This window comes from Paenibacillus sp. EZ-K15, assembly GCF_002573715.1.
In the GTDB taxonomy this organism is placed as follows: Bacteria; Bacillota; Bacilli; order Paenibacillales; family Paenibacillaceae; genus Paenibacillus_AQ.
The window spans coordinates 188,382-206,361 of record NZ_PDHM01000007.1; the positions used below are offsets into that span (position 1 = coordinate 188,382).

14 protein-coding genes are annotated in these 17,980 nt (G+C 51.2%); 8 read left to right on the forward strand and 6 right to left on the reverse strand.

Annotated elements, in window-relative coordinates; translation table 11 throughout:
* Positions 1-180 precede the first annotated feature (180 nt).
* The 6 genes from CRG97_RS04500 to CRG97_RS04525 all read left to right on the forward strand — a co-directional run bounded on the left by CRG97_RS04500 (position 181) and on the right by CRG97_RS04525 (position 8,984).
* Positions 181-2,046 (forward strand): SLC13 family permease, encoded by a 1,866-nt coding sequence (locus tag CRG97_RS04500; RefSeq protein WP_098741946.1) that lies wholly within the window; start codon positions 181-183, stop codon positions 2,044-2,046.
* 302 nt (positions 2,047-2,348) lie between these two features.
* Positions 2,349-4,181 carry a cache domain-containing sensor histidine kinase gene (locus CRG97_RS04505; protein ID WP_098741947.1) on the forward strand — a complete coding sequence of 611 codons (1,833 nt, stop codon included), beginning with the start codon at positions 2,349-2,351 and terminating at the stop codon, positions 4,179-4,181.
* Positions 4,181-5,500, forward strand: a complete 1,320-nt coding sequence (locus CRG97_RS04510) for a response regulator transcription factor (RefSeq protein ID WP_098741948.1) — start codon at positions 4,181-4,183, stop codon at positions 5,498-5,500. Before CRG97_RS04505 ends, CRG97_RS04510 begins: the two co-directional genes overlap by 1 nt.
* Positions 5,501-5,596: 96 nt before the next feature.
* Positions 5,597-6,532: a carbohydrate ABC transporter permease gene (locus tag CRG97_RS04515; protein ID WP_098741949.1), complete on the forward strand. Its 936-nt coding sequence runs from the start codon at positions 5,597-5,599 to the stop codon at positions 6,530-6,532.
* A gap of 1 nt (position 6,533) precedes the next feature.
* A complete protein-coding gene (locus CRG97_RS04520; protein ID WP_098741950.1) occupies positions 6,534-7,400 on the forward strand; it encodes a carbohydrate ABC transporter permease in 867 nt (288 codons plus the stop codon).
* A gap of 135 nt (positions 7,401-7,535) precedes the next feature.
* On the forward strand, positions 7,536-8,984 hold the full coding sequence (locus CRG97_RS04525) for an ABC transporter substrate-binding protein (protein ID WP_098741951.1): 1,449 nt from the start codon (positions 7,536-7,538) through the stop codon (positions 8,982-8,984).
* A gap of 290 nt (positions 8,985-9,274) precedes the next feature.
* Here the strand turns inward: CRG97_RS04525 and CRG97_RS04530 are convergent, their stop codons facing one another.
* The 5 genes from CRG97_RS04530 to CRG97_RS04550 all read right to left on the reverse strand — a co-directional run bounded on the left by CRG97_RS04530 (position 9,275) and on the right by CRG97_RS04550 (position 14,633).
* Positions 9,275-10,252 carry a DUF4367 domain-containing protein gene (locus CRG97_RS04530; protein ID WP_098741952.1) on the reverse strand — a complete coding sequence of 326 codons (978 nt, stop codon included), beginning with the start codon at positions 10,250-10,252 and terminating at the stop codon, positions 9,275-9,277.
* A complete protein-coding gene (locus tag CRG97_RS04535) occupies positions 10,203-10,802 on the reverse strand; it encodes an RNA polymerase sigma factor (RefSeq protein ID WP_098741953.1) in 600 nt (199 codons plus the stop codon). The genes CRG97_RS04530 and CRG97_RS04535 overlap by 50 nt, the downstream gene beginning before the upstream one ends.
* A gap of 300 nt (positions 10,803-11,102) precedes the next feature.
* Entirely contained in the window at positions 11,103-11,975 is an 873-nt protein-coding gene (locus tag CRG97_RS04540) for an aminoglycoside 6-adenylyltransferase (protein ID WP_098741954.1), read from the reverse strand.
* A 171-nt stretch (positions 11,976-12,146) separates the two neighbouring features.
* Complete coding sequence (locus tag CRG97_RS04545) at positions 12,147-13,463, reverse strand: glutamate-1-semialdehyde 2,1-aminomutase (RefSeq protein ID WP_098741955.1); 1,317 nt, start codon at positions 13,461-13,463, stop codon at positions 12,147-12,149.
* 81 nt (positions 13,464-13,544) lie between these two features.
* On the reverse strand, positions 13,545-14,633 hold the full coding sequence (locus CRG97_RS04550; protein ID WP_098741956.1) for an LCP family protein: 1,089 nt from the start codon (positions 14,631-14,633) through the stop codon (positions 13,545-13,547).
* 129 nt (positions 14,634-14,762) lie between these two features.
* Here CRG97_RS04550 and bcp point away from each other — a divergent pair, with 129 nt between their 5' ends.
* Positions 14,763-15,245, forward strand: a complete 483-nt coding sequence (gene bcp, locus CRG97_RS04555; protein ID WP_098741957.1) for a thioredoxin-dependent thiol peroxidase — start codon at positions 14,763-14,765, stop codon at positions 15,243-15,245.
* 97 nt (positions 15,246-15,342) lie between these two features.
* Here the strand turns inward: bcp and CRG97_RS04560 are convergent, their stop codons facing one another.
* On the reverse strand, positions 15,343-16,194 hold the full coding sequence (locus CRG97_RS04560; protein WP_098741958.1) for a pirin family protein: 852 nt from the start codon (positions 16,192-16,194) through the stop codon (positions 15,343-15,345).
* Between the two features lie 235 nt (positions 16,195-16,429).
* On the opposite strand from CRG97_RS04560, the gene CRG97_RS04565 reads away from it, so the two are divergent.
* Positions 16,430-17,737, forward strand: coding sequence for a polysaccharide deacetylase family protein (locus CRG97_RS04565; protein WP_098741959.1), 1,308 nt, complete (start codon positions 16,430-16,432; stop codon positions 17,735-17,737).
* Positions 17,738-17,980 lie beyond the last annotated feature (243 nt).

Here is a 17,980-nt window from a genome sequence, read left to right on the forward strand (position 1 = left end):
CTCCGGGCAGGTGGTACAATACGACATCATTTCCCTTCGTGAATGGTTTGCATCAGATCAGAAGTTGAACCTAATTCTGACATGATGGAAGGTGGAGAAGCGTAAAAGCGGCAGGGAAAGAGTTGTTGAATGTCGAATCTTGGAAGAAACATAGATATGGCATTTTAGGGGGAACAAGGAATGAATGGACCGATGATCGTTACGTTGTCTGTCTTGGCCGTGGCATCTGCATTGTTCATGTCGGGAAAAGTGCGGTCGGATTTAGTCGCGATCGGCGTGTTGATGGTACTTATGTTAACGGACATTTTAAGTCCGTCTGAAGCCCTTTCAGGCTTTTCCAATTCGGTTGTCATTATGATGATCGGTTTGTTTGTTGTGGGCGGTGGAATTTTTCAGACCGGATTAGCCAAGATGGCCAGCGGTAAGCTGCTGAAGCTTGGCGGCGGAAGCGAGACCCGGCTCTTGATTATGATCATGTTGGTGACGTCGCTCATTGGCGGATTCGTCAGCAATACCGGCACGGTAGCGGTGATGCTGCCCATCGTTGTCAGTCTGGCGTTCAGCGCCGAGATAAATCCGGGGCGGCTGCTGATGCCCCTTGCTTTTGCAAGCAGCCTGGGCGGCATGCTTACGTTAATCGGTACGCCGCCGAATCTCGTGATTCAGGAGACACTGATCAACGCAGGATACGAACGGCTGTCGTTCTTTGCTTTTTTGCCGATCGGACTTGTGTGTTTGGCAACGGGGATCATCGCGATACTGTTTCTTCGCCGTTTTCTTCCCAGCAATGAAGAAGGGGGAGCTGGTAAACAAAGCGGGCGCTCGCTTCGAGAACTGGCCAAACAGTATCGGCTGACCCAGAACCTGTATCGCATTCAGGTTGGAGCCGATTCCTCCATTCGATCCAAGACATTGCGAGAGCTGGACATTCCGGCGAAGTTCGAAGTGAACGTCATTGAAATCCGCCGTAAAATGTCGGCCAAGAATCAATTCTTTAAGACGATCAACCAGGAGATCGCAGGTCCTGAGACTGTGATTGAGGAAGACGATATTCTGTATGTAAACGGCCCGTTCGAGCGGGCCGCGGAGTTTGCGGAGACGTATGGGCTTATCATGCTGGACCAGCGTGCACCCGAGCTTCGGAAACGTGCCGAAGAGTCGCAGTACGCCACGAGTGACGTCGGCATTGCCGAGGTGATGCTGACTCCATCTTCGCGCCTGATTGGCCATCTCGTTAAACATTCGGGCTTCCGGGAGAAGTATCGGGTGAACATTTTGGGCATCCAGCGAAAAGAACAGTATCTTCTGCACCATCTGAAAGAAGAGAAAATGCGCTTTGGCGATGCCCTGCTCGTTCAGGGCACTTGGAAGGATATAGCCCTCCTGGCTGCCGAGCAAACGGATGTCGTGGTGGTAGGGCAGCCAGTGGAAGAGTCGCGCAAATTGACGATGGACCATAAAGCGCCGATTGCGGCCGGGATCATGCTCTTGATGGTGATCCTGCTGGTGACGGAATGGATTCCGGCGGTCGCCTCCGTGATGGTTGCTGCGGTATTGATGGTTGTGTTTGGATGCGTGCGTAACATGGAGGAGGCCTATAAGACGGTTAATTGGGAGAGCATTGTGCTTATTGGCGGCATGATTCCGATGTCCATTGCCATTGAGAAAACGGGAGCTGCCACGCTGATTTCGGATATGCTGGTCCATTCACTGGGCAGCTATGGACCGCTTGCCCTGCTGGCAGGGGTATACTTCACTACCTCGCTGTTGACAATGTTCATCAGCAATACGGCCTGCGCCGTATTATTTGCGCCGATTGCCCTATCGGCTGCCATTCAGATGGGGGCGAGCCCGTATCCGTTTCTGTTCGCCGTCTCCATTGGAGCAAGCATGTGCTTTGCTTCTCCGTTCTCTACGCCGCCGAATGCACTCGTCATGTCCGCAGGCCGTTATAAATTCAGTCACTATGTGAAGGTTGGATTGCCGCTTCAACTGGTAATCGGCCTGGTCATGATGGCGGTACTGCCGATGTTCTTTCCGTTCTAGAGGGATTTTGCATATGAACACCTCTATGTTGGGTCCGTCAGGATCCAGCATGGGGGTGTTATTCTATTTGGCTATAATGCATATTGGAGTGTACTTACCTATCAGGCAAATTTGCTCATGGTAAGTCCGTTAACAATTGGCAGGCCAGCCTTAGTAAGAAGGAAATCGCCTGTCCCGAGGCTAATAGTTGAATTTGTAACTTCCTGCCTCATCGTAAAAATACGCATCATTTCCGTAGAAATGACTACGCTGGTGCTGCTGGATTGTTGCTATGCTTGAGAAAGCCGGAGGTGCAAGGACCGATGAAGAACAGCTTCAAAAATCCGCTGGGCCGCATGAATATCAAACAGCAGATGATTCTGCTGTTTCTGGTGCTGGTCATCCCGTTGTTTGCGCTAAATGCCTACGGGAATTCCATGGCCGGTCAAATCCTGAAGCGTCATGTGACTAATGCTTATATCGAACTGAACAAGCAGAACTTCAAGCTGATTAACCGTGATATTGAAACCGTTAACAAAGTGACCTCCACGGTCATCCAAAACTCGCAGATCCAGCAGCTGGATCCCTTTGCGGAGGGCACTGTTCTTGCGCGCGTCAAAAACTACGAGCAGCTGGAAAAAATGCTGTTGTCCTTCTCACAAGAGACGGATGAACGCGAACCAGTCTATTACTCGCTCTATGTGTATGACCCGGACAACAGCTACTTCTTTGCTCCCTATTACCCTGACCGCAGAAAAGCGGGGGTGTATTTTTTCTCCGACGAGAAGGAGAAGCCGGCATGGTTCGATGAGGCCGTGGCGATGAAAGGGAACGGATATCTCAAGCGGATAGCGAATCTGTCCCCGCCGGTACAAGGGCGGCAGGATCAAGAGACCTTAAGCTATGTGAGGGCCGTTAACAATATTTATAGGGGCGGGACCATCGGCGTTCTGGTGGTCACGAATTTGGACGCGCGGATCGGCGAGTCGTTATCGACGGTTTCGATACCGGACGGGGAGTTGTATTTTACGGATTGGAACGATAATATTCTGACCTCGTCGGTACAGGGCATGGCGGGCAAGCTGGAATTGCCGCCCGAAGCGGATCCGGGCCATTCCACGATCGGCGTCATGGACGTGATCACGTCTGATTTTATCTATGTCATCGATTATAACTACGTGCTCCAGCAAAAGTTGGTCTACAAGGTGCCTGTCAAAACGCTGCTCGCCCAGCAAAGCGAAATGAAGCGCGTCATTCAGGTCATCTCCATCGCTTACTTTGCCGTGGGCCTCATTATCGTTTTCTACTTCTGGCAGTCGCTGATGACCCCGCTCCAGAAACTGGCGCATTTCGTGAGAAGGTACGAACCGGGGAACGTCGTGCCGGAAACCCCCTATAGGCGCAGAAAAGATGAAGTCAGTGTCCTCATCTCCACGATTTATGATATGGCCCGCCGATTGAATGATCTGATCCACTATAAATACCATATGGATCTGAAGCAGAAGGAAGCACAGCTGCAGCTGCTTTATCAGCAGATTAACCCCCATCTGCTGTACAACACCTTGGAAAGTATTTATTGGAAGAGCACGATGGAGGGCAATACCGAGTCCGCGGAGATGATCAAGGATTTGTCCAAATTAATGAAGATCAGTCTCAGCCGGGGTCGGGATCTCATCACGCTTGGGGAAGAGCTCGAGCATGCGGGGGCTTATATTAATCTCCAGCTGAACCGTTACGACTATCAGTTTACCGTCCGCTGGGAAGTTCCCGAGTCCTTGCTGGTGAACCATGTGCCGAAGATTACGCTGCAGCCGCTGCTGGAGAACGCGATCATTCATGGCATTAAAAATATGGGCGAGGACGGAATCATTCGGATTTCAGGACATCTGGAGGATAAATGCTTCCGGATCGTCATCGAAGATAACGGCTTCCGTCCCGTAAACTACGAGTCTATTCATAGACTGCTCCATAATGAAGTGCAGGACCCTTCATTGGGCTACGGCATTCGCAATATCCAGGAGCGGATCCGGCTGCATTTTGGAAACTGCTATGGGCTGGAATATGAACCAAGAGAAGAAGGGGGAACCCGTGTGACGATTACGATTCCCCGAACAGAAGTTGCAACCATTACCACAACCGGACAGGAGGTCTCCTGATGTATAACATTTTGGTGGTAGATGACGAACCTTTGATCTGCAAGGGCTTAGCCGGGCTGTTAACGTCCTCGGGCCTTGCCATCGATGGGATTACCACGGCTTACAGCGGGCAGGAAGCGCTGGATTACATACGGATGGGGGATATCGATCTGCTGGTCACCGATATCCAGATGGGCGAGATGAACGGCATTGAGCTGATGCAGCAGGCGAAGATTGTGAAACCGTGGGTTCAGACGATCATTATTTCAGCCCATGAAACATTTCAATATGCGCAGCGGGCGCTTCAGCTTGGAGCCAAGGATTATTTGATCAAACCGCTGAACAGTGAGCAGTTTCTGGATTCGGTCCGCAGCGTGCTGCTCAAGATGGACCGACCGGTGCCTCAGGTGGAGTCGTTTCTCATGGCCGATAACGAGCATTTTCGGATGGAGGAGCCTCCGTCTGAACGAATAGAGCGGCTGAACCAGCGGCTCTCCACAGAGCCGGATCAGCCGGACCTAGCCGGTCTAGACGAATCGGAACTTGGCTTGATCGGTCCTTATTTTGCGGTCATCAAGATGAAGCTGGGCCTAACGGAAGACAGCAGCGCTTCTTTTTCCAGGCAAGATATAAATCTGATTCAATATGCCGCGCTGAATATCGCCAAGGAGCTGCTGGAGCAGGAGCCGCACACCTTCGTGTTCTATTCGCCGGAACGGGATATCAACATCATCCTCCAATGGAGCGAGCAGGAGATGGAGGAGAATGCGAGCAGCAAGATCCACCATCTGGAGATGATTGGCCGGAGCCTGCACCACCATGTGGAGCTGTACCTGAAACGTAGCTGTAACGTGGGGATCAGTCAAATACTGAGAGGGCCTGAATTTTTGAGTGTGCTCAGCCGTCAGGCGGACAAAGCGATGCTGTGGAGCGAGCAGCTGCATGATTTTCACGTGTTTTATTACGGGGATTTCAATTGGCACAACTATGCCCAGGAGACGTCGCAAGAGGTGCTCTCGAGCCAGAGCAACCGGATCGTCGAGAATACGAGGCAGTATATCGATGAGCATTATCGCCAGAAGGGATTGACGATTCACGAGGTAGCCAAGAACAATCACGTGAGTCCGAACTATTTGAGTTATCTGTTCAAAAAATATACCGGCAGCAGCCTGTGGGAGTATGTCGTAAAGCTGCGGATGGAGGAGAGCAGGTCTCTGATCCTGAGCACGGATCTCCGCCGTTACGAAATCGCCGAGCGAGTCGGCTATGAATCCCCGGAGCATTTTAGCAAAATCTTCAAAAAATATTACGGTGTCAGCCCAAGCGAGCTAAAGAAGTAAGAACGGTTATACTTCACATAGTTTTAGACATGTTGTAAGACTCCCTTCCTTTTTACAATTAAAGCTGGACATTTAATAAAGGAATGAGGGAGTCAGATGGAAGAAACGGCCATGCAGCAAGGTCAGGCTCGGTTAGAGCTTGGTCATCCCACCCGAAAAGAGCATAAGCGCAAGCCGCTGTGGAAGAAGTACATATGGGGATATTTGTTCCTCGTTCCGGCCATTGCGATCTTTATCGTCTTTTTGTGGGTGCCGATCTTTAAAGGGATCTTTTACAGCTTTTATCATATCGATTTCGTAAAAGGAAACACCTTCGTCGGGTTCGATAATTATGCCAAGGTGCTGAGCAATCCGGACCTGCTGCTTTCTGTTCGAAATACTTTATATTTCATGCTGTTAACGCTGGTCATCGGCTTCTGGGTACCCATCGCCGCCTCCATCGCCATCTCGGAGCTGAAGCTGTTCCAGGGCTTCGCCCGGATTGCGGCGTATCTCCCGTTTGTCGTACCTGGCGTTGTGCTCTACGGTATGTGGAGGTGGATGTATGACCCGGTAGGTCCGATCAACGCCCTGTTCGGCTTCTTCGGGGCAGAATCGGTATCGTTTATTTCGGATAGCCGTTTCTCCATGGTGTCGCTTGTCGTGATGGAGACATGGCAGCAATTCGGCTCGGCGATGCTGATCTATCTGGCCGGCGTGCTGAGCATACCGAAGGATTGGTATGAGGCCGCCGAAATCGACGGTGCGGGCGTATGGGCCCGGATTAAATACATTACGCTCCCCTCGATGCGCAATTTGATTATGCTCATGCTGATTCTGCAGCTGATCGGCACTTCGCAGGCGTATCAGTCGCAACTTGCGATGCTGGACGGCGGACCGAACAAGGCCACGCTCACCTATGCGCTTCTAACCGTAAAATACGCGTTTAACCAGCTGGATTACGGGGCAGGAACCGCCATGGGCATTTTGATGTTCCTGGTGCTGAGTTTGCTGGGCATCCTGCAATTCAAGATGAACAGGGAGGAGTACTAGGATGAAAGAGAGAGGCATACTGTCCGCATCGGATTTGAGAAAACCGTGGAACAAGGCGGTATACGGGTTTATGGTGCTGTGCATCGCGGTGATGGTCTTTACGATGCTGTATCCGATCGGCATGACGATGTTTAACGGGCTGAAGAGCAATCAGGAGATCAACACGTTTCCGCCACGCTTTTTCCCGTCGGAATGGCATTGGGATAACGTCCCGAAGGGGTGGGAATACATCGATCTGCCGATGTTTCTGAAGAATACGCTGCTTATTTTTGGCGGCAATCTGCTGGTGACGATTCTGGTACTGGGCTTGGCGGCCTTCAGCATTTCCCGTATCCGGGTTCCCTATCACCGCGTCATCTATTTCTTCATTCTCATGACCTTGTTTATTCCGGCGTCGAGTTACATGATTCCGAACTTCGTCAATTTGAAGGAGCTTGGGTTGCTGAATTCCTATTGGGCCTTCTGGCTGCCGGCCGGAGCGAATGCTTACTTCTTCCTGCTGATCAAAAACTTTTTCGATGGCATTCATCCGGAAATCTTCGAGGCAGCGCGCATCGACGGCGCTTCGGAGTTGAGCAGCTTCCTGCGGATTGCCGTTCCTCTGTCCGTTCCGATCTTCGCAACGCTGGCGATCTTTATCTTCTCCACGGCATGGAATGACTGGTTCTGGCCGTCGCTTGTTATGCAGACGCAGGACAAGTACACGCTGGCTACGGCCATCTACAAGTATGTCATCAACGCAAGGAGCCTGGACAGCAGCATCAAATTCTCGATTCTCTTCATGGTCATGGTGCCGCCGATCTTCGTATTTCTGGTCTTCCAGAAATTCATTATGCGCAGTGTCAGTCTCTCGGCCGTTAAAGGGTAGGGCAGCTTGTATACCACACCATCGTAGCCCTGCACATGATCGTCATATGAATGCACATCGTCCTTTCGGGGTTTCAATTTTATGATGGAGATAGGAAAGGACATTATCATTTCAAAAAGGAAAAGGGGAGTATCCATGCGCAAGTTCTCAGCACTACTGATCTGCCTTATGCTGTTCAGCTCCTTGCTCGCAGCATGCGGCGGCGGCAAAACAGCGCCGGAGGTCGGCAATAAAGATGGAGGGACCGCCAATTCGGGCGGAACGACGACAACGCAGACAGAGGAACCAAAAGAGGATATCGCGGATCAAAAGATAACGATTAAGATCCACTATCCGCTGCCGGACGACACGACGCTGCGTCAGCAGGAGGATGATAAAATCGCCCGTTTCCAGGCGAAATATCCGAACGTGACCATCGTGAAGGACGACTGGCAGTACAGCGTCAACGAAATTGGGGTCAAGATGGCTTCGAACGAAGCACCGACGTTTTATAACACTTGGGCTACGGAAGCACAGCTGCTCGTGGAGCGGGGCTGGGTGGCCGACATTACGGAGTTCTGGAACGACTGGGAGTACAAGGACGACATGAATCCCGTGCTGCAGGATCAATTCATCGTGGACGGCAAGGTGTACGGCGTTACGCAGAACGGATACATCACGTCAACGATCGTGAACAAGAAGCTGCTGGATGCGAAGGGCGTACCGGTTCCGCCAATGGATTGGACATGGGACGACATGTACAACACAGCGAAGGGCGCCGCAGACCCGAAGGCCGGTATATCCGGAATCGCGCCGATGGGTAAAGGCAATGAGGCGGGTTGGAACTGGACCAATTTCCTGTTTGAAGCTGGCGGGGACATTGAAGTGAACGAAGACGGTAAAGTGAAAGCGGTGTTTAACTCGGAAGCCGGCGTGAAGGCGCTGGACTTCTACAAGAAGCTGAGATGGGAAGCGAATGCCATTCCGCAGGACTGGGCCCTCGGTTGGGGCGATGCCGTCAGCTCGTTCCAGCAGGGACGTACGGCGATGGTCATTGCAGGCGCATTTGACGTGATCCAGCCGGCATTGAATGAGGGCGGTATGAAGCCTGAGGATGTGCTTGCGTATCCGATGCCTGCCATGGAGAAAGGCGGAGCGCATCACGGCATTTTAGGCGGAAATTATTTGGTCATCAACCCGAATGCCACGAAGGAAGAGCAGGAAATGGCATTCCGTTACATCACGTTTGATTATTTTACGGATGATGCGCTGAAATCGGTGGAAGATACGATTAATGCTCGCAAAGCAGAAGGTAAATACTTTGTACCGACGCCGCTGGAATATTTCAGCGATGATTCCGAGTATGCCGCGAAGGTGAAAGCCATCTACGATAAGTACGACAACGTCTACAAATATGATCCGCAGCTCTTCAGCCTGTTGGAAGGCAAACCGGAAGCGCAATTCGGCACGCAGGATTATTATGCTGCGATGTCCAATGTCGTGCAGGAATCGTTCTCAAAGGAAGGCACGGATTCCAAGAAACAGCTGGACGAGACGGCAAAGTTGGTTCAGGAGAATTTCTTCGATAAGATTGAACAGAAGTAAGGGTGCGGATGGCCTGGATGGGATTGGGGAACATGGCAGCACAACAAAGAGAGACGCCGGAGCGGCGTCTCTCTTTGCTTTTTCATATCCTTGGTAATAGTTGCTAAAGCCGGGCGAAAGGTCAGCCCTTCCCAAGCATGGCCGCCAGATTTGTGTCCGGGTCCCGAGACCGCCACAGGCGACTTTTTCTGTATTATCTATCATTTTTACAGCGTTTCTACGAGAAAAGAGCCATATTGGTATAATGATTGGCGATGATGATGTCCTTAAGCCAAGAGACATAACGCTGCTTATTTGGAATCCGCCTTCGGAATGATCGTATTGGCGATGCGGATCAGCTCTTCGGCAGCGATCTCTCCCTGGGAAGAGCTAAGCCTAAGCATGTAGTGGTGCCCGGTCGTTGGTTCTTCATAGGCCCAGTCCAACTGCGCCGAGCTTCCGCCGTTCCACGTTTTTTGCAGCACGTCCTGCCCGTTAATCTCGATCTTCCGGTTGATCATGTCACTATTGTCGTCCCAGTAGGAGGTCACGCTTCCGTGGTCCCCGTTATTCAGGATGGTAAGAGAGACTTCCTTGTTGTCGCTGGTATAATATACCGTTGAAAGCCAGAAATTATCGGTGAACTTCACCGGCATCAGGGCGTAGTCTTTCCCGGAAGCTTTGGCTTTCTCAAGCAGCTTTTTGGCGATGTCGGCTTTTTCCTGCTCGGTCAGCGGGTTCACGTCAGTCTCGCGCTCCATGTGCACGCTGGCGTTATTGAACGTGTATGTGCCCGAACCGGACAGCTCCTTGGCCAGCGGCAAACCGGGCACGTTCACCATGCTTTGCAGCTTGGCGAAATCCTTGACGGCATGTGGAGTGGATTTGATGTCGATGGCATGCTTCGGATTATCCGGTACGACATAAATGATGGCGGCTTCGCCCGGCTTGATCTGTTCGTCCCAGATGGTGTTCATCAGATGTATACGGTTCAGTTCCTCTTTTGAATAGTTCTTAGGCGAAGGCGACTCTGCCTTCGATTTCTCCTCATAGACAACCTCTCCCTTGCCGTTGGTTAAAGAGTGGTACTTTACTGCTGCGAAACCGGTCGATGCGGTAAGCAGCATGCCGGTAATTAAGAGAATGCTTACTTTGTTTTTCACGAAAAATCGCTCCCTTTTAAGATGTTTTTCCCGAATTTGGTTCATGACGCGTTCCTGGAGGGCCGTCCCGAGCGGCTCAACCCTTTGAAAGAGTGGTTTCAGGTCCTGGTCGTTGTCCATGCTCATTCGTTTCTTCCCCCTCGGCCATGGCATAATGTTTGCGGAACTTGGCTGCGGCCCGCTGAAATTTTTTCCTAAGATAGGTCGTGCTTTGTTGCAAAATAAGGCTGATCTCGTGATAGCTCTTGTCCTCGACGCAGCGCAGGATGAGCAGGCTCCGTTCCTCGGCGGTCAGCCTGGCCAGCGCCCGGAGCACGGACGGATTGTAGTATTTGTGCTCGATGACCTGATCGACATGCCTGTTATCCTGATCCTTCTGATACAGAAAGGGGAGGTATCGGGATAGCTTTCGCTTGCGGAGGTAGTCGATGCACTGGTTGGAGGCGATGCGGTACAGCCAGGCTTCGAAGGGCTTGTCCGATTCGAATTTAGATAGATTGCGATAAGCTTTCAAAAAAGCATCCTGGGTGCAATCTTCGGCTTCGGCATAGTCGCCAAGCATGTGATAGCAATAGTTGAAGATGGCTTTGTGGCAACGGTTCATGATCAGCTCATATTTGTCGATCTCTCCCTTCAAAACATCAGCAACGATCTGATGGAATGCTGGTTCATCCAAGTGGTTTCACCCCTTTACAATTTGTATTACGCTTGGGCAGAGCACAAATGTGACAAATCGATTCAATTAATCTTGTTTGCAGGAGAGCGCATTCGAAAATCGGGTTGGAGTAAGGGAGCGCTCCCGGATGGGATTGGAGAGACTTCTGCATCGCAAAAAAGAGAGACGCCGGGGCGGCGTCTCTCTTTGCTGATTCATTTCCTTGCAATCGGGAGTTGATTTGGACCCGTGGTCAGTCCTCCTCGAGCACGGCTGCCTGATTCCATATTTGGAATCAAGGGAACCGCAGCTTCCGCAATCTTAATAAATCGCCTTCGCATCCGCTGGAAGCTGCCGGACATGCTGCAGGAAGCCCGTTACACGCCGATCCTGCCCCATATCGTATTCAAAGCCCAGCTGCTCAGCGACATCCAGCGCGGTTCTGCGGAATAGCGCTCCCATCGTAAACAGCGCCTCCCACACCTCTTCGTAGGTTCCGCGAGGGTAGGTGGACATCAGCTCGTTCCAGCTGTCCGCAGACAGGTAGTTTTTCAAGTACTTGCCGTTCTTGCCCACGCTGAGCGAGAAATCGGTCTGGGTGCCCACCTGCCACTCCAGCATTTTCATCAGCATCGGCCGCATGATGTTGTGGAAGTGGTCTTGGGCATACAGTATTTCTTCCCGCCACAAGCCCTTGGCTACATACGTGGATACCCACCAGAACTCATTGCAGCAATCCTCGAAGAAGGCTGCGGGCGGACGCTGTACCCAGAAATCCTCGTCGGACGGGGCAGGAATCTTGGGAAAGGTCTGATCTTTGTCCATTAAGATCTGGATCAGTTTGTCTTCCTTGCAGTATTTCTCCTTCTCCTCGATGGGAATCAGAGTCATGTCAATCCGGTTGCCGTCGGTAAATAACATCAGGTACGAAAACCAGCCTCCAAGATCCGGAGGGAACATGGCCATATCTTCCGGCGTCTGCAGAATCAACCGTTCCCCGAAGACGTCAATCCAGTTCGGATCCTGAATAAAGCTGTCCATGTCCGTAACATGAAAGCTGATATCGTAATCCTGAAAAATATCCTTCGGCACATTGGGATTCGTTCGGGAGCCCTCCAGGGTCACCGCCCGAACCCGTTCGTCGCGGGCTGCGTAGCCCAATACCAAATCCATCATTTCTTGTTCGCTTCTCATGTTATCCAGCCTCCGTATTCATATTTAGATTATTGATGATTCGAATCGGACAGGTCAGGAGGTCCACGAATTCGGACCGTAGAAGCATGGCATGGATATGGAGCATGTTATAACTTGTTCAAGCGCTTTTTCATGAGGAAATCTCCTTTTCCGATTTTGAATGTATCTAAATTAATTCTTCATGGCCTTAAAAGATTCCTCCGCAGCCTCAAGCGTAGCCTCGATGTCGGCATCCGTATGGGCGGTGGTCATGAACCAGGCCTCGTATTTGGAAGGAGCGAGGTTCACGCCGCGGTCCAGCATATGGCGGAAGAATGCCGCGAAGGCTTCACCGTCGGTGTCCTGCGCTTCGTCATAGTTCGTGACCGGATGATCACAGAAATGAGTGGAGAAGGAGCCGCGGATGCGGTTGATTGTGAGCGGAATGCCGTGGCGGTCGGCGGATGCCTGCAAGCCTTCCGTCAGCTTGATGGTCAAGCGCTCCATTTCTTCATATACGCCTTCACCCTGCAGAACCTCCAAGCAAGCGATTCCGGCGGCGATGGAGGCAGGATTACCTGCCATCGTTCCTGCCTGATAAGCAGGACCGAGCGGTGCGACCTGTTCCATCACATGTTTACGGCCGCCATATGCGCCGATAGGCAGGCCGCCGCCGATGATTTTGCCAAGAGCCGTAAGATCCGGCTGAATCGCTTCGTGATTGGCCAGACCCGCATAGGTTTGGGTAGATCCGTAGTGGAAGCGGAAAGCGCTGATGACTTCGTCATAGATGACCAGCGAGCCGTTGTCGTGCGTCATCTGGCATAAGCCTTCGAGGAATCCCGGTTTCGGCATGACCATCCCGAAGTTGCCGACGATGGGCTCCACCATAACGGCAGCCACATCATCGCCCCATGCGTCGAGGGCGGCCCGTAAGCCATCCAGGTCGTTGAACGGAACGGTAATGACTTCCGTCGCAATGCTGGCCGGGATCCCGGCGCTGTCCGGAATGCCGAGCGTGGAAGGACCGGAGCCTGCTGCCACGAGGACAAGATCGGAATGTCCATGGTAGCAGCCGGCGAACTTGATGATTTTGTTGCGCTTGGTGTAGGCGCGGGCGACCCGGATCGTGGTCATGACCGCCTCGGTGCCGGAATTGACAAAACGCACCTTATCCATGGACGGGATGGCGGCCTTCAGCATTTTGGCCAAGGTGATCTCAAGCTCTGTTGGCGTCCCGTAAAGAGTACCGTTTTGAGCTGCTGTTGTGATTGCAGCCGTAATATGCGGATGGGCATGTCCGGTTATGATCGGGCCATAAGCCGCCAAGTAATCGATATAACGGTTGCCGTCCTCGTCCCAGAAGTGGGCTCCGCTTGCGCGTTTCATAAAGACGGGGGCACCACCGCCTACGGCTTTAAAGGAACGGGAGGGGCTGTTTACGCCGCCTACGATATGCTGCAGCGCTTCTTGATACAGAGTTTCGGAACGGTTTCTTGATGTTGACATGAGAGTAAAACTTCCTTTCTTCATGAAGCAGGACAGGAAGCTAAAATGACGTAGCGTCCTGTCCTGCTTGCTGTAAGTGTATTAGTTACGATCCGTTGTTGCAGATGGAGTTATGGAGCTTTCGGAATTACCATTCTCAGAATCCTTATTCTCAGAACCACTGTTCTCAGAATTGTTTTCCGTACCTTCGCTGCCTTCTGTCTCAGTGTCAGGCGTTGGCGGATTTATTATGTCCTGGATATACTGTTTCAGCGTATCCGGATTGCCTACCGTTAGAACGGCAGCACCGCCGATATGTTCTTCCTTCAGGAGTTTCATCGGAGGAACCTGTTCGCTGCCGCTCATGTTACTCTTATAGGCAACGTTCGCAAGCTTCCACATATCCTCGACATCGAGATTGGTATCAATATATGGGCTGACGGACTTCAGAATGTCCGGAAGCTTCATGATGGACGTGGTGGTCTGCATTTTCTTGGCTACGGCCTTCAAAAGCTCGCGCTGCCGCTCGGTGCGGGTAAAGTCGCCCATCGCATCATAGCGGAACCGGACATATTGCAGTGCCGTGTTGCCATCTAGATGCTGCATGCCTTGCTTCAATTCAATGTCGTATTCGTTTTTGTCTGCTTTACTGGAATAATTCATGTCCTTCTCAACATAGAAATCAACCCCGCCGACGGAATCAACCAGCTTCATGAAACCCTGAAAATCCGTATAGACGTAGTATTGAACCGGAATGCCCAGCAGATCGCCTACAGCCTTCATGGCCGTATTCGGGCCGTGCGTGATGGCCGTATTGATTCGGTTTCGGTCATATCCGGGTATTTCTACGTAAGTATCGCGCAAAATAGAGAATAAGTGCATTTTTTTCTTCACCGGATCAATCGAGGCAACAAGCATACTGTCGGAACGAGGAATTTCGCCTTCCTCAAAACCGCGTGCATCAACGCCCATCAGCAGAATGTTAACCGTCTCCGTTCCTTCCCACTCGGGTGGCGCAGGAACCTTGGCATTTACCTTTTCAATTTCGCGAAAAGGGGAGGAATCACCTGATTTCTGAAGACTTTGCAAGCCGTCGTAGAACGACGCCGCATAATAAATGCCGTAACCAATAACAGCGGCGAGGATGAGGCTGACACTCCATATAATCGTCTTCTTTGTTTTTTTGGTCATTGTGTTCTTCCTTTCGGATTACGCTGATGAATAAATTCGATAGAACATTTGAACATTCGACATTCATTCTATTATAATTTTTTTCGAAAAGACAATCAATTTTCGGGACTAAAGTCCGTATAGTAGGAGTTGAGCCTTATCGTAGATCAAACGCAGTTGACAGTCGGAAGCCAGGTGCCGGATTTTTCACTTCCGGCTTCGAACGGGGAGAAGGTAGCATTAAGCGATTTTCGCGGACGTAAAGTCGTGCTGTTCTTCTATCCGAAAAATATGACCCCAACCTGTACCGAGGAGGCTTGCAGCTTCCGGGACAACTATGGTGCGTTGGAGCAAGCTGGCGCAGTGGTGATCGGGATTAGCCCGGATCCACTGAAATCCCATGCCAAATTCATTGATAAGCATAGCCTTCCCTATTTGCTCATGTCTGATGAAGAGCACAACGTAAGCGAAATGTTTGGCGTATGGCAGATGAAGAAGATGTTCGGCCGCGAGTATATGGGTATTGTACGCTCTACCTTCTTGATTGATGAGCAGGGAAAGCTTGAAGGCGAGTGGCGGAAAGTAAAAGTGAAAGGTCATGTCGAAGCGGTTCTCGCAGCCGTGCTGTCATAGCTATATGAAGAACGGTCCCTCAGCATGCCTGGACAGGCATGATAAGGGACCGTTTTTTAAATAAATAAGACCAGAGGAATAGGCCGGCCTAGATGAATTAATGTTTCAAGAACGTGCCATTCCGATACTCGCGAAAGGCTTCATTCACTTCTTCCTCCGTATTCATGACGAAGGGACCGCGGGCCGCTACGGGCTCTCGTACCGGTTCGCCCGCATATAGGACAAAGCGAAGAGGCTCCGTCGCCGTTGCCTGTATTTCGCTTAGCTCTCCATCGATTCCTGCGCCCAGCCACAACACCTGGCTTTTGGCCGCGTTCACGCCGTTGCTGCCAAAGGTTCCGCTGCCCTCTAGGATATAGATGAAGCCGTTATAACTGCCGGGCAGGTCTTGCGTGATGGAAGCGCCAGATTCCATCGACACCTCAACCATGGTGACCGGAACATGATTTTTAGTGGGGGAAACGACATCGCTGGAAGAACCGGAGAAGACTCGCACGAGCGCACCATCCTCTTGTCTGACCGGCATATCGGTTCCCTTCAGGTTTTGGTAGCGGGGAGTTGTCATTTTCTGCTCGCGGGGCAGATTGATCCAGAGCTGCAGGGTGTGAGCCGTTATCCCCTCTGACGGCACTTCGTTGTGAATGACCCCGCTTCCGGCCGTCATCCACTGGACGTCTCCCGGTCCCAGCATCCCGCCTTGCTCGGAGACGCTGTCATAATGCTCGATGGTCCCATCGATAACATAGGTAACGGTCTCGATTCCCCGATGGGGGTGGTCGTCGAATGAACCGGCCTGGAACTTATCTTCCATCATTCCGAGAAACGGATCGGATTGGCTCCAGTTTCCGAATTCGATGACGGGTCCCGCGGCATGGATAGGGCTGTGACGCCGAAGAACGACATCTTGGACTTCCGTAATATCACGCTTGATGAGAGGTGGGTGATTCATATGTTCTATCATCCCTTCCAATTGTGTAATGGGTGAAGAGGGTAATTCGTATAGCGAAGCTCCAAAAAACTATTTGAGCATGATAATGAATTAAGGAATTGAATTCAGTTTACTAGTAATGTGAAGAGAAATCAAGGGCACAAGAAAATATCAAATCCTAGTCTTTTTTTGAAACACCCTCCATATAATCTATCAGGAAGCCGAACTCATAGAAACGATGGAGGTAGAGTTGATTATGAAAAATATGGTGCGGGTAACATCAATTGCGGTATTTTTCGGCGTATTGGCAGTGCTCATCATGATCGGTATGGGGCTTGAGATCCAGCAGCCGACTGACATATATATGGAACAGGCTCCTCTGGCAGCAGCGCCCATGACAGTAACTGGGCAGGATATACAGGTGAAGCCGGAAGAGGCAAGCAAGCCTATCGTCACGACTGCATACAAGAATACATCGGCCGTGAACGCCGCACCTGTTCAATATAAGAAACAAAGTGACAAAACAGTATACCTGACATTTGATGACGGGCCATCGGATTTGACGCTTGATGTGCTCAATATTTTGAAGCGCGAAGGAATTAAAGGCACGTTTTTTGTACTGGGTAAGGAAGCGGAGACCCGTCCCGAGATTATTAACCGCATCTATGAGGAAGGCCATGTGATCGGGAATCATACATATGATCATCGTTATGACAAGCTCTACGGGCATTTTCAGGATTTCTGGGGACAGATTAAGAAAACGGAGGAAATCATTCGTTTAATTACGGGGGAACGACCGCAGCTGGTCAGAGCTCCCGGGGGAACGGCCGGCCATTTTGACGAAGCCTATTTTCAATTCATGAAGCAGGGGGGCTATCATGTATTCGATTGGAACGTCGACAGCGGCGACTCCAGGTATCGAGGCGTCCCGGTTAAAGACATCGTTAAAGGGGCAACCACGAAAGTGAACGGCAATGAGGCAATTGTGCTTCTTCATGACGGTAGAGGGCATGTCGAAAGCGTAAAGGCTCTGCCGGACATCATTTCTTATTATAAAAAGCAAGGCTATGCCTTTGATGTACTATCTCCGGAAATCCAGCCCGTTCAATTTCGTGCCCAGCAGAGTGCACGTAAGGTTTCGCAGCCTTCAAAGCAATGGATTGAGGAGCATGTCGCAGCCAATGCCGCGCTATTCGAGACTGGGCGAACGCTGGCCGTGGAATTCGGAGGAATGGAGACTGCGTTCGCGGCAGGGGAATACAAAATGGTGGACGGCCGGTTGATGGTACCGCTGCGCGCCCTGGTGGAGCGGCTCGGCGGAAGCGTGTCCTGGAAGTCTCACAACAAGACCGTGCAGGTGACGCTGGCAGGGAATCGCTGGGAAGCAGACCCGGTGGGCGGCTTGCTATTCCCCATGCAAACAGGGGGCAAACCGGTGTCTTCGGATGTTCATTTAATCGGCGGTACCGCTTGGATTCCGCTTCGGGAAGCGCTTGACTTTTCCGGCCGCCCTGTTACAAGAGTGACATATGAAGAAAGCGAGTATCGCGTTCTAACTTTGTAGTCGAAAATTGCATTTTATGTTTGTAATTATGCTTCACAAGTTATAGACTAGTACTTAGAGATATTTATCACAATCCCTAAGATTGTTTTAGAATAAAGGAGGGGGAAGCTTCCCCCTGCTTTATTTTTGGCGATAGTGAGTCACCCTTAAGTTCGCACTTTTGTAAGTGATGCATAATAGATACCGGTTATCCCCAAAATTAAAGCTAACCGGTTCGATCGTCGCCAAGTCCATCTTGGGAAT

Excerpts from the sequence above, each read along its gene's own strand:
- CRG97_RS04530 (WP_098741952.1), bottom strand. The coding sequence starts at position 10,252 with ATGAGCATGGACAACGACCAGGACCTGAAACCACTCTTTCAAAGGGTT.
- CRG97_RS04505 (WP_098741947.1), top strand. The coding sequence starts at position 2,349 with ATGAAGAACAGCTTCAAAAATCCGCTGGGCCGCATGAATATCAAACAG.
- CRG97_RS04565 (WP_098741959.1), top strand. The coding sequence starts at position 16,430 with ATGAAAAATATGGTGCGGGTAACATCAATTGCGGTATTTTTCGGCGTA.
- CRG97_RS04540 (WP_098741954.1), bottom strand. The coding sequence starts at position 11,975 with ATGAGAAGCGAACAAGAAATGATGGATTTGGTATTGGGCTACGCAGCC.
- CRG97_RS04550 (WP_098741956.1), bottom strand. The coding sequence starts at position 14,633 with ATGACCAAAAAAACAAAGAAGACGATTATATGGAGTGTCAGCCTCATC.
- CRG97_RS04520 (WP_098741950.1), top strand. The coding sequence starts at position 6,534 with ATGAAAGAGAGAGGCATACTGTCCGCATCGGATTTGAGAAAACCGTGG.
- CRG97_RS04525 (WP_098741951.1), top strand. The coding sequence starts at position 7,536 with ATGCGCAAGTTCTCAGCACTACTGATCTGCCTTATGCTGTTCAGCTCC.
- CRG97_RS04515 (WP_098741949.1), top strand. The coding sequence starts at position 5,597 with ATGGAAGAAACGGCCATGCAGCAAGGTCAGGCTCGGTTAGAGCTTGGT.
- CRG97_RS04510 (WP_098741948.1), top strand. The coding sequence starts at position 4,181 with ATGTATAACATTTTGGTGGTAGATGACGAACCTTTGATCTGCAAGGGC.
- CRG97_RS04560 (WP_098741958.1), bottom strand. The coding sequence starts at position 16,194 with ATGAATCACCCACCTCTCATCAAGCGTGATATTACGGAAGTCCAAGAT.
- CRG97_RS04500 (WP_098741946.1), top strand. The coding sequence starts at position 181 with ATGAATGGACCGATGATCGTTACGTTGTCTGTCTTGGCCGTGGCATCT.
- CRG97_RS04545 (WP_098741955.1), bottom strand. The coding sequence starts at position 13,463 with ATGTCAACATCAAGAAACCGTTCCGAAACTCTGTATCAAGAAGCGCTG.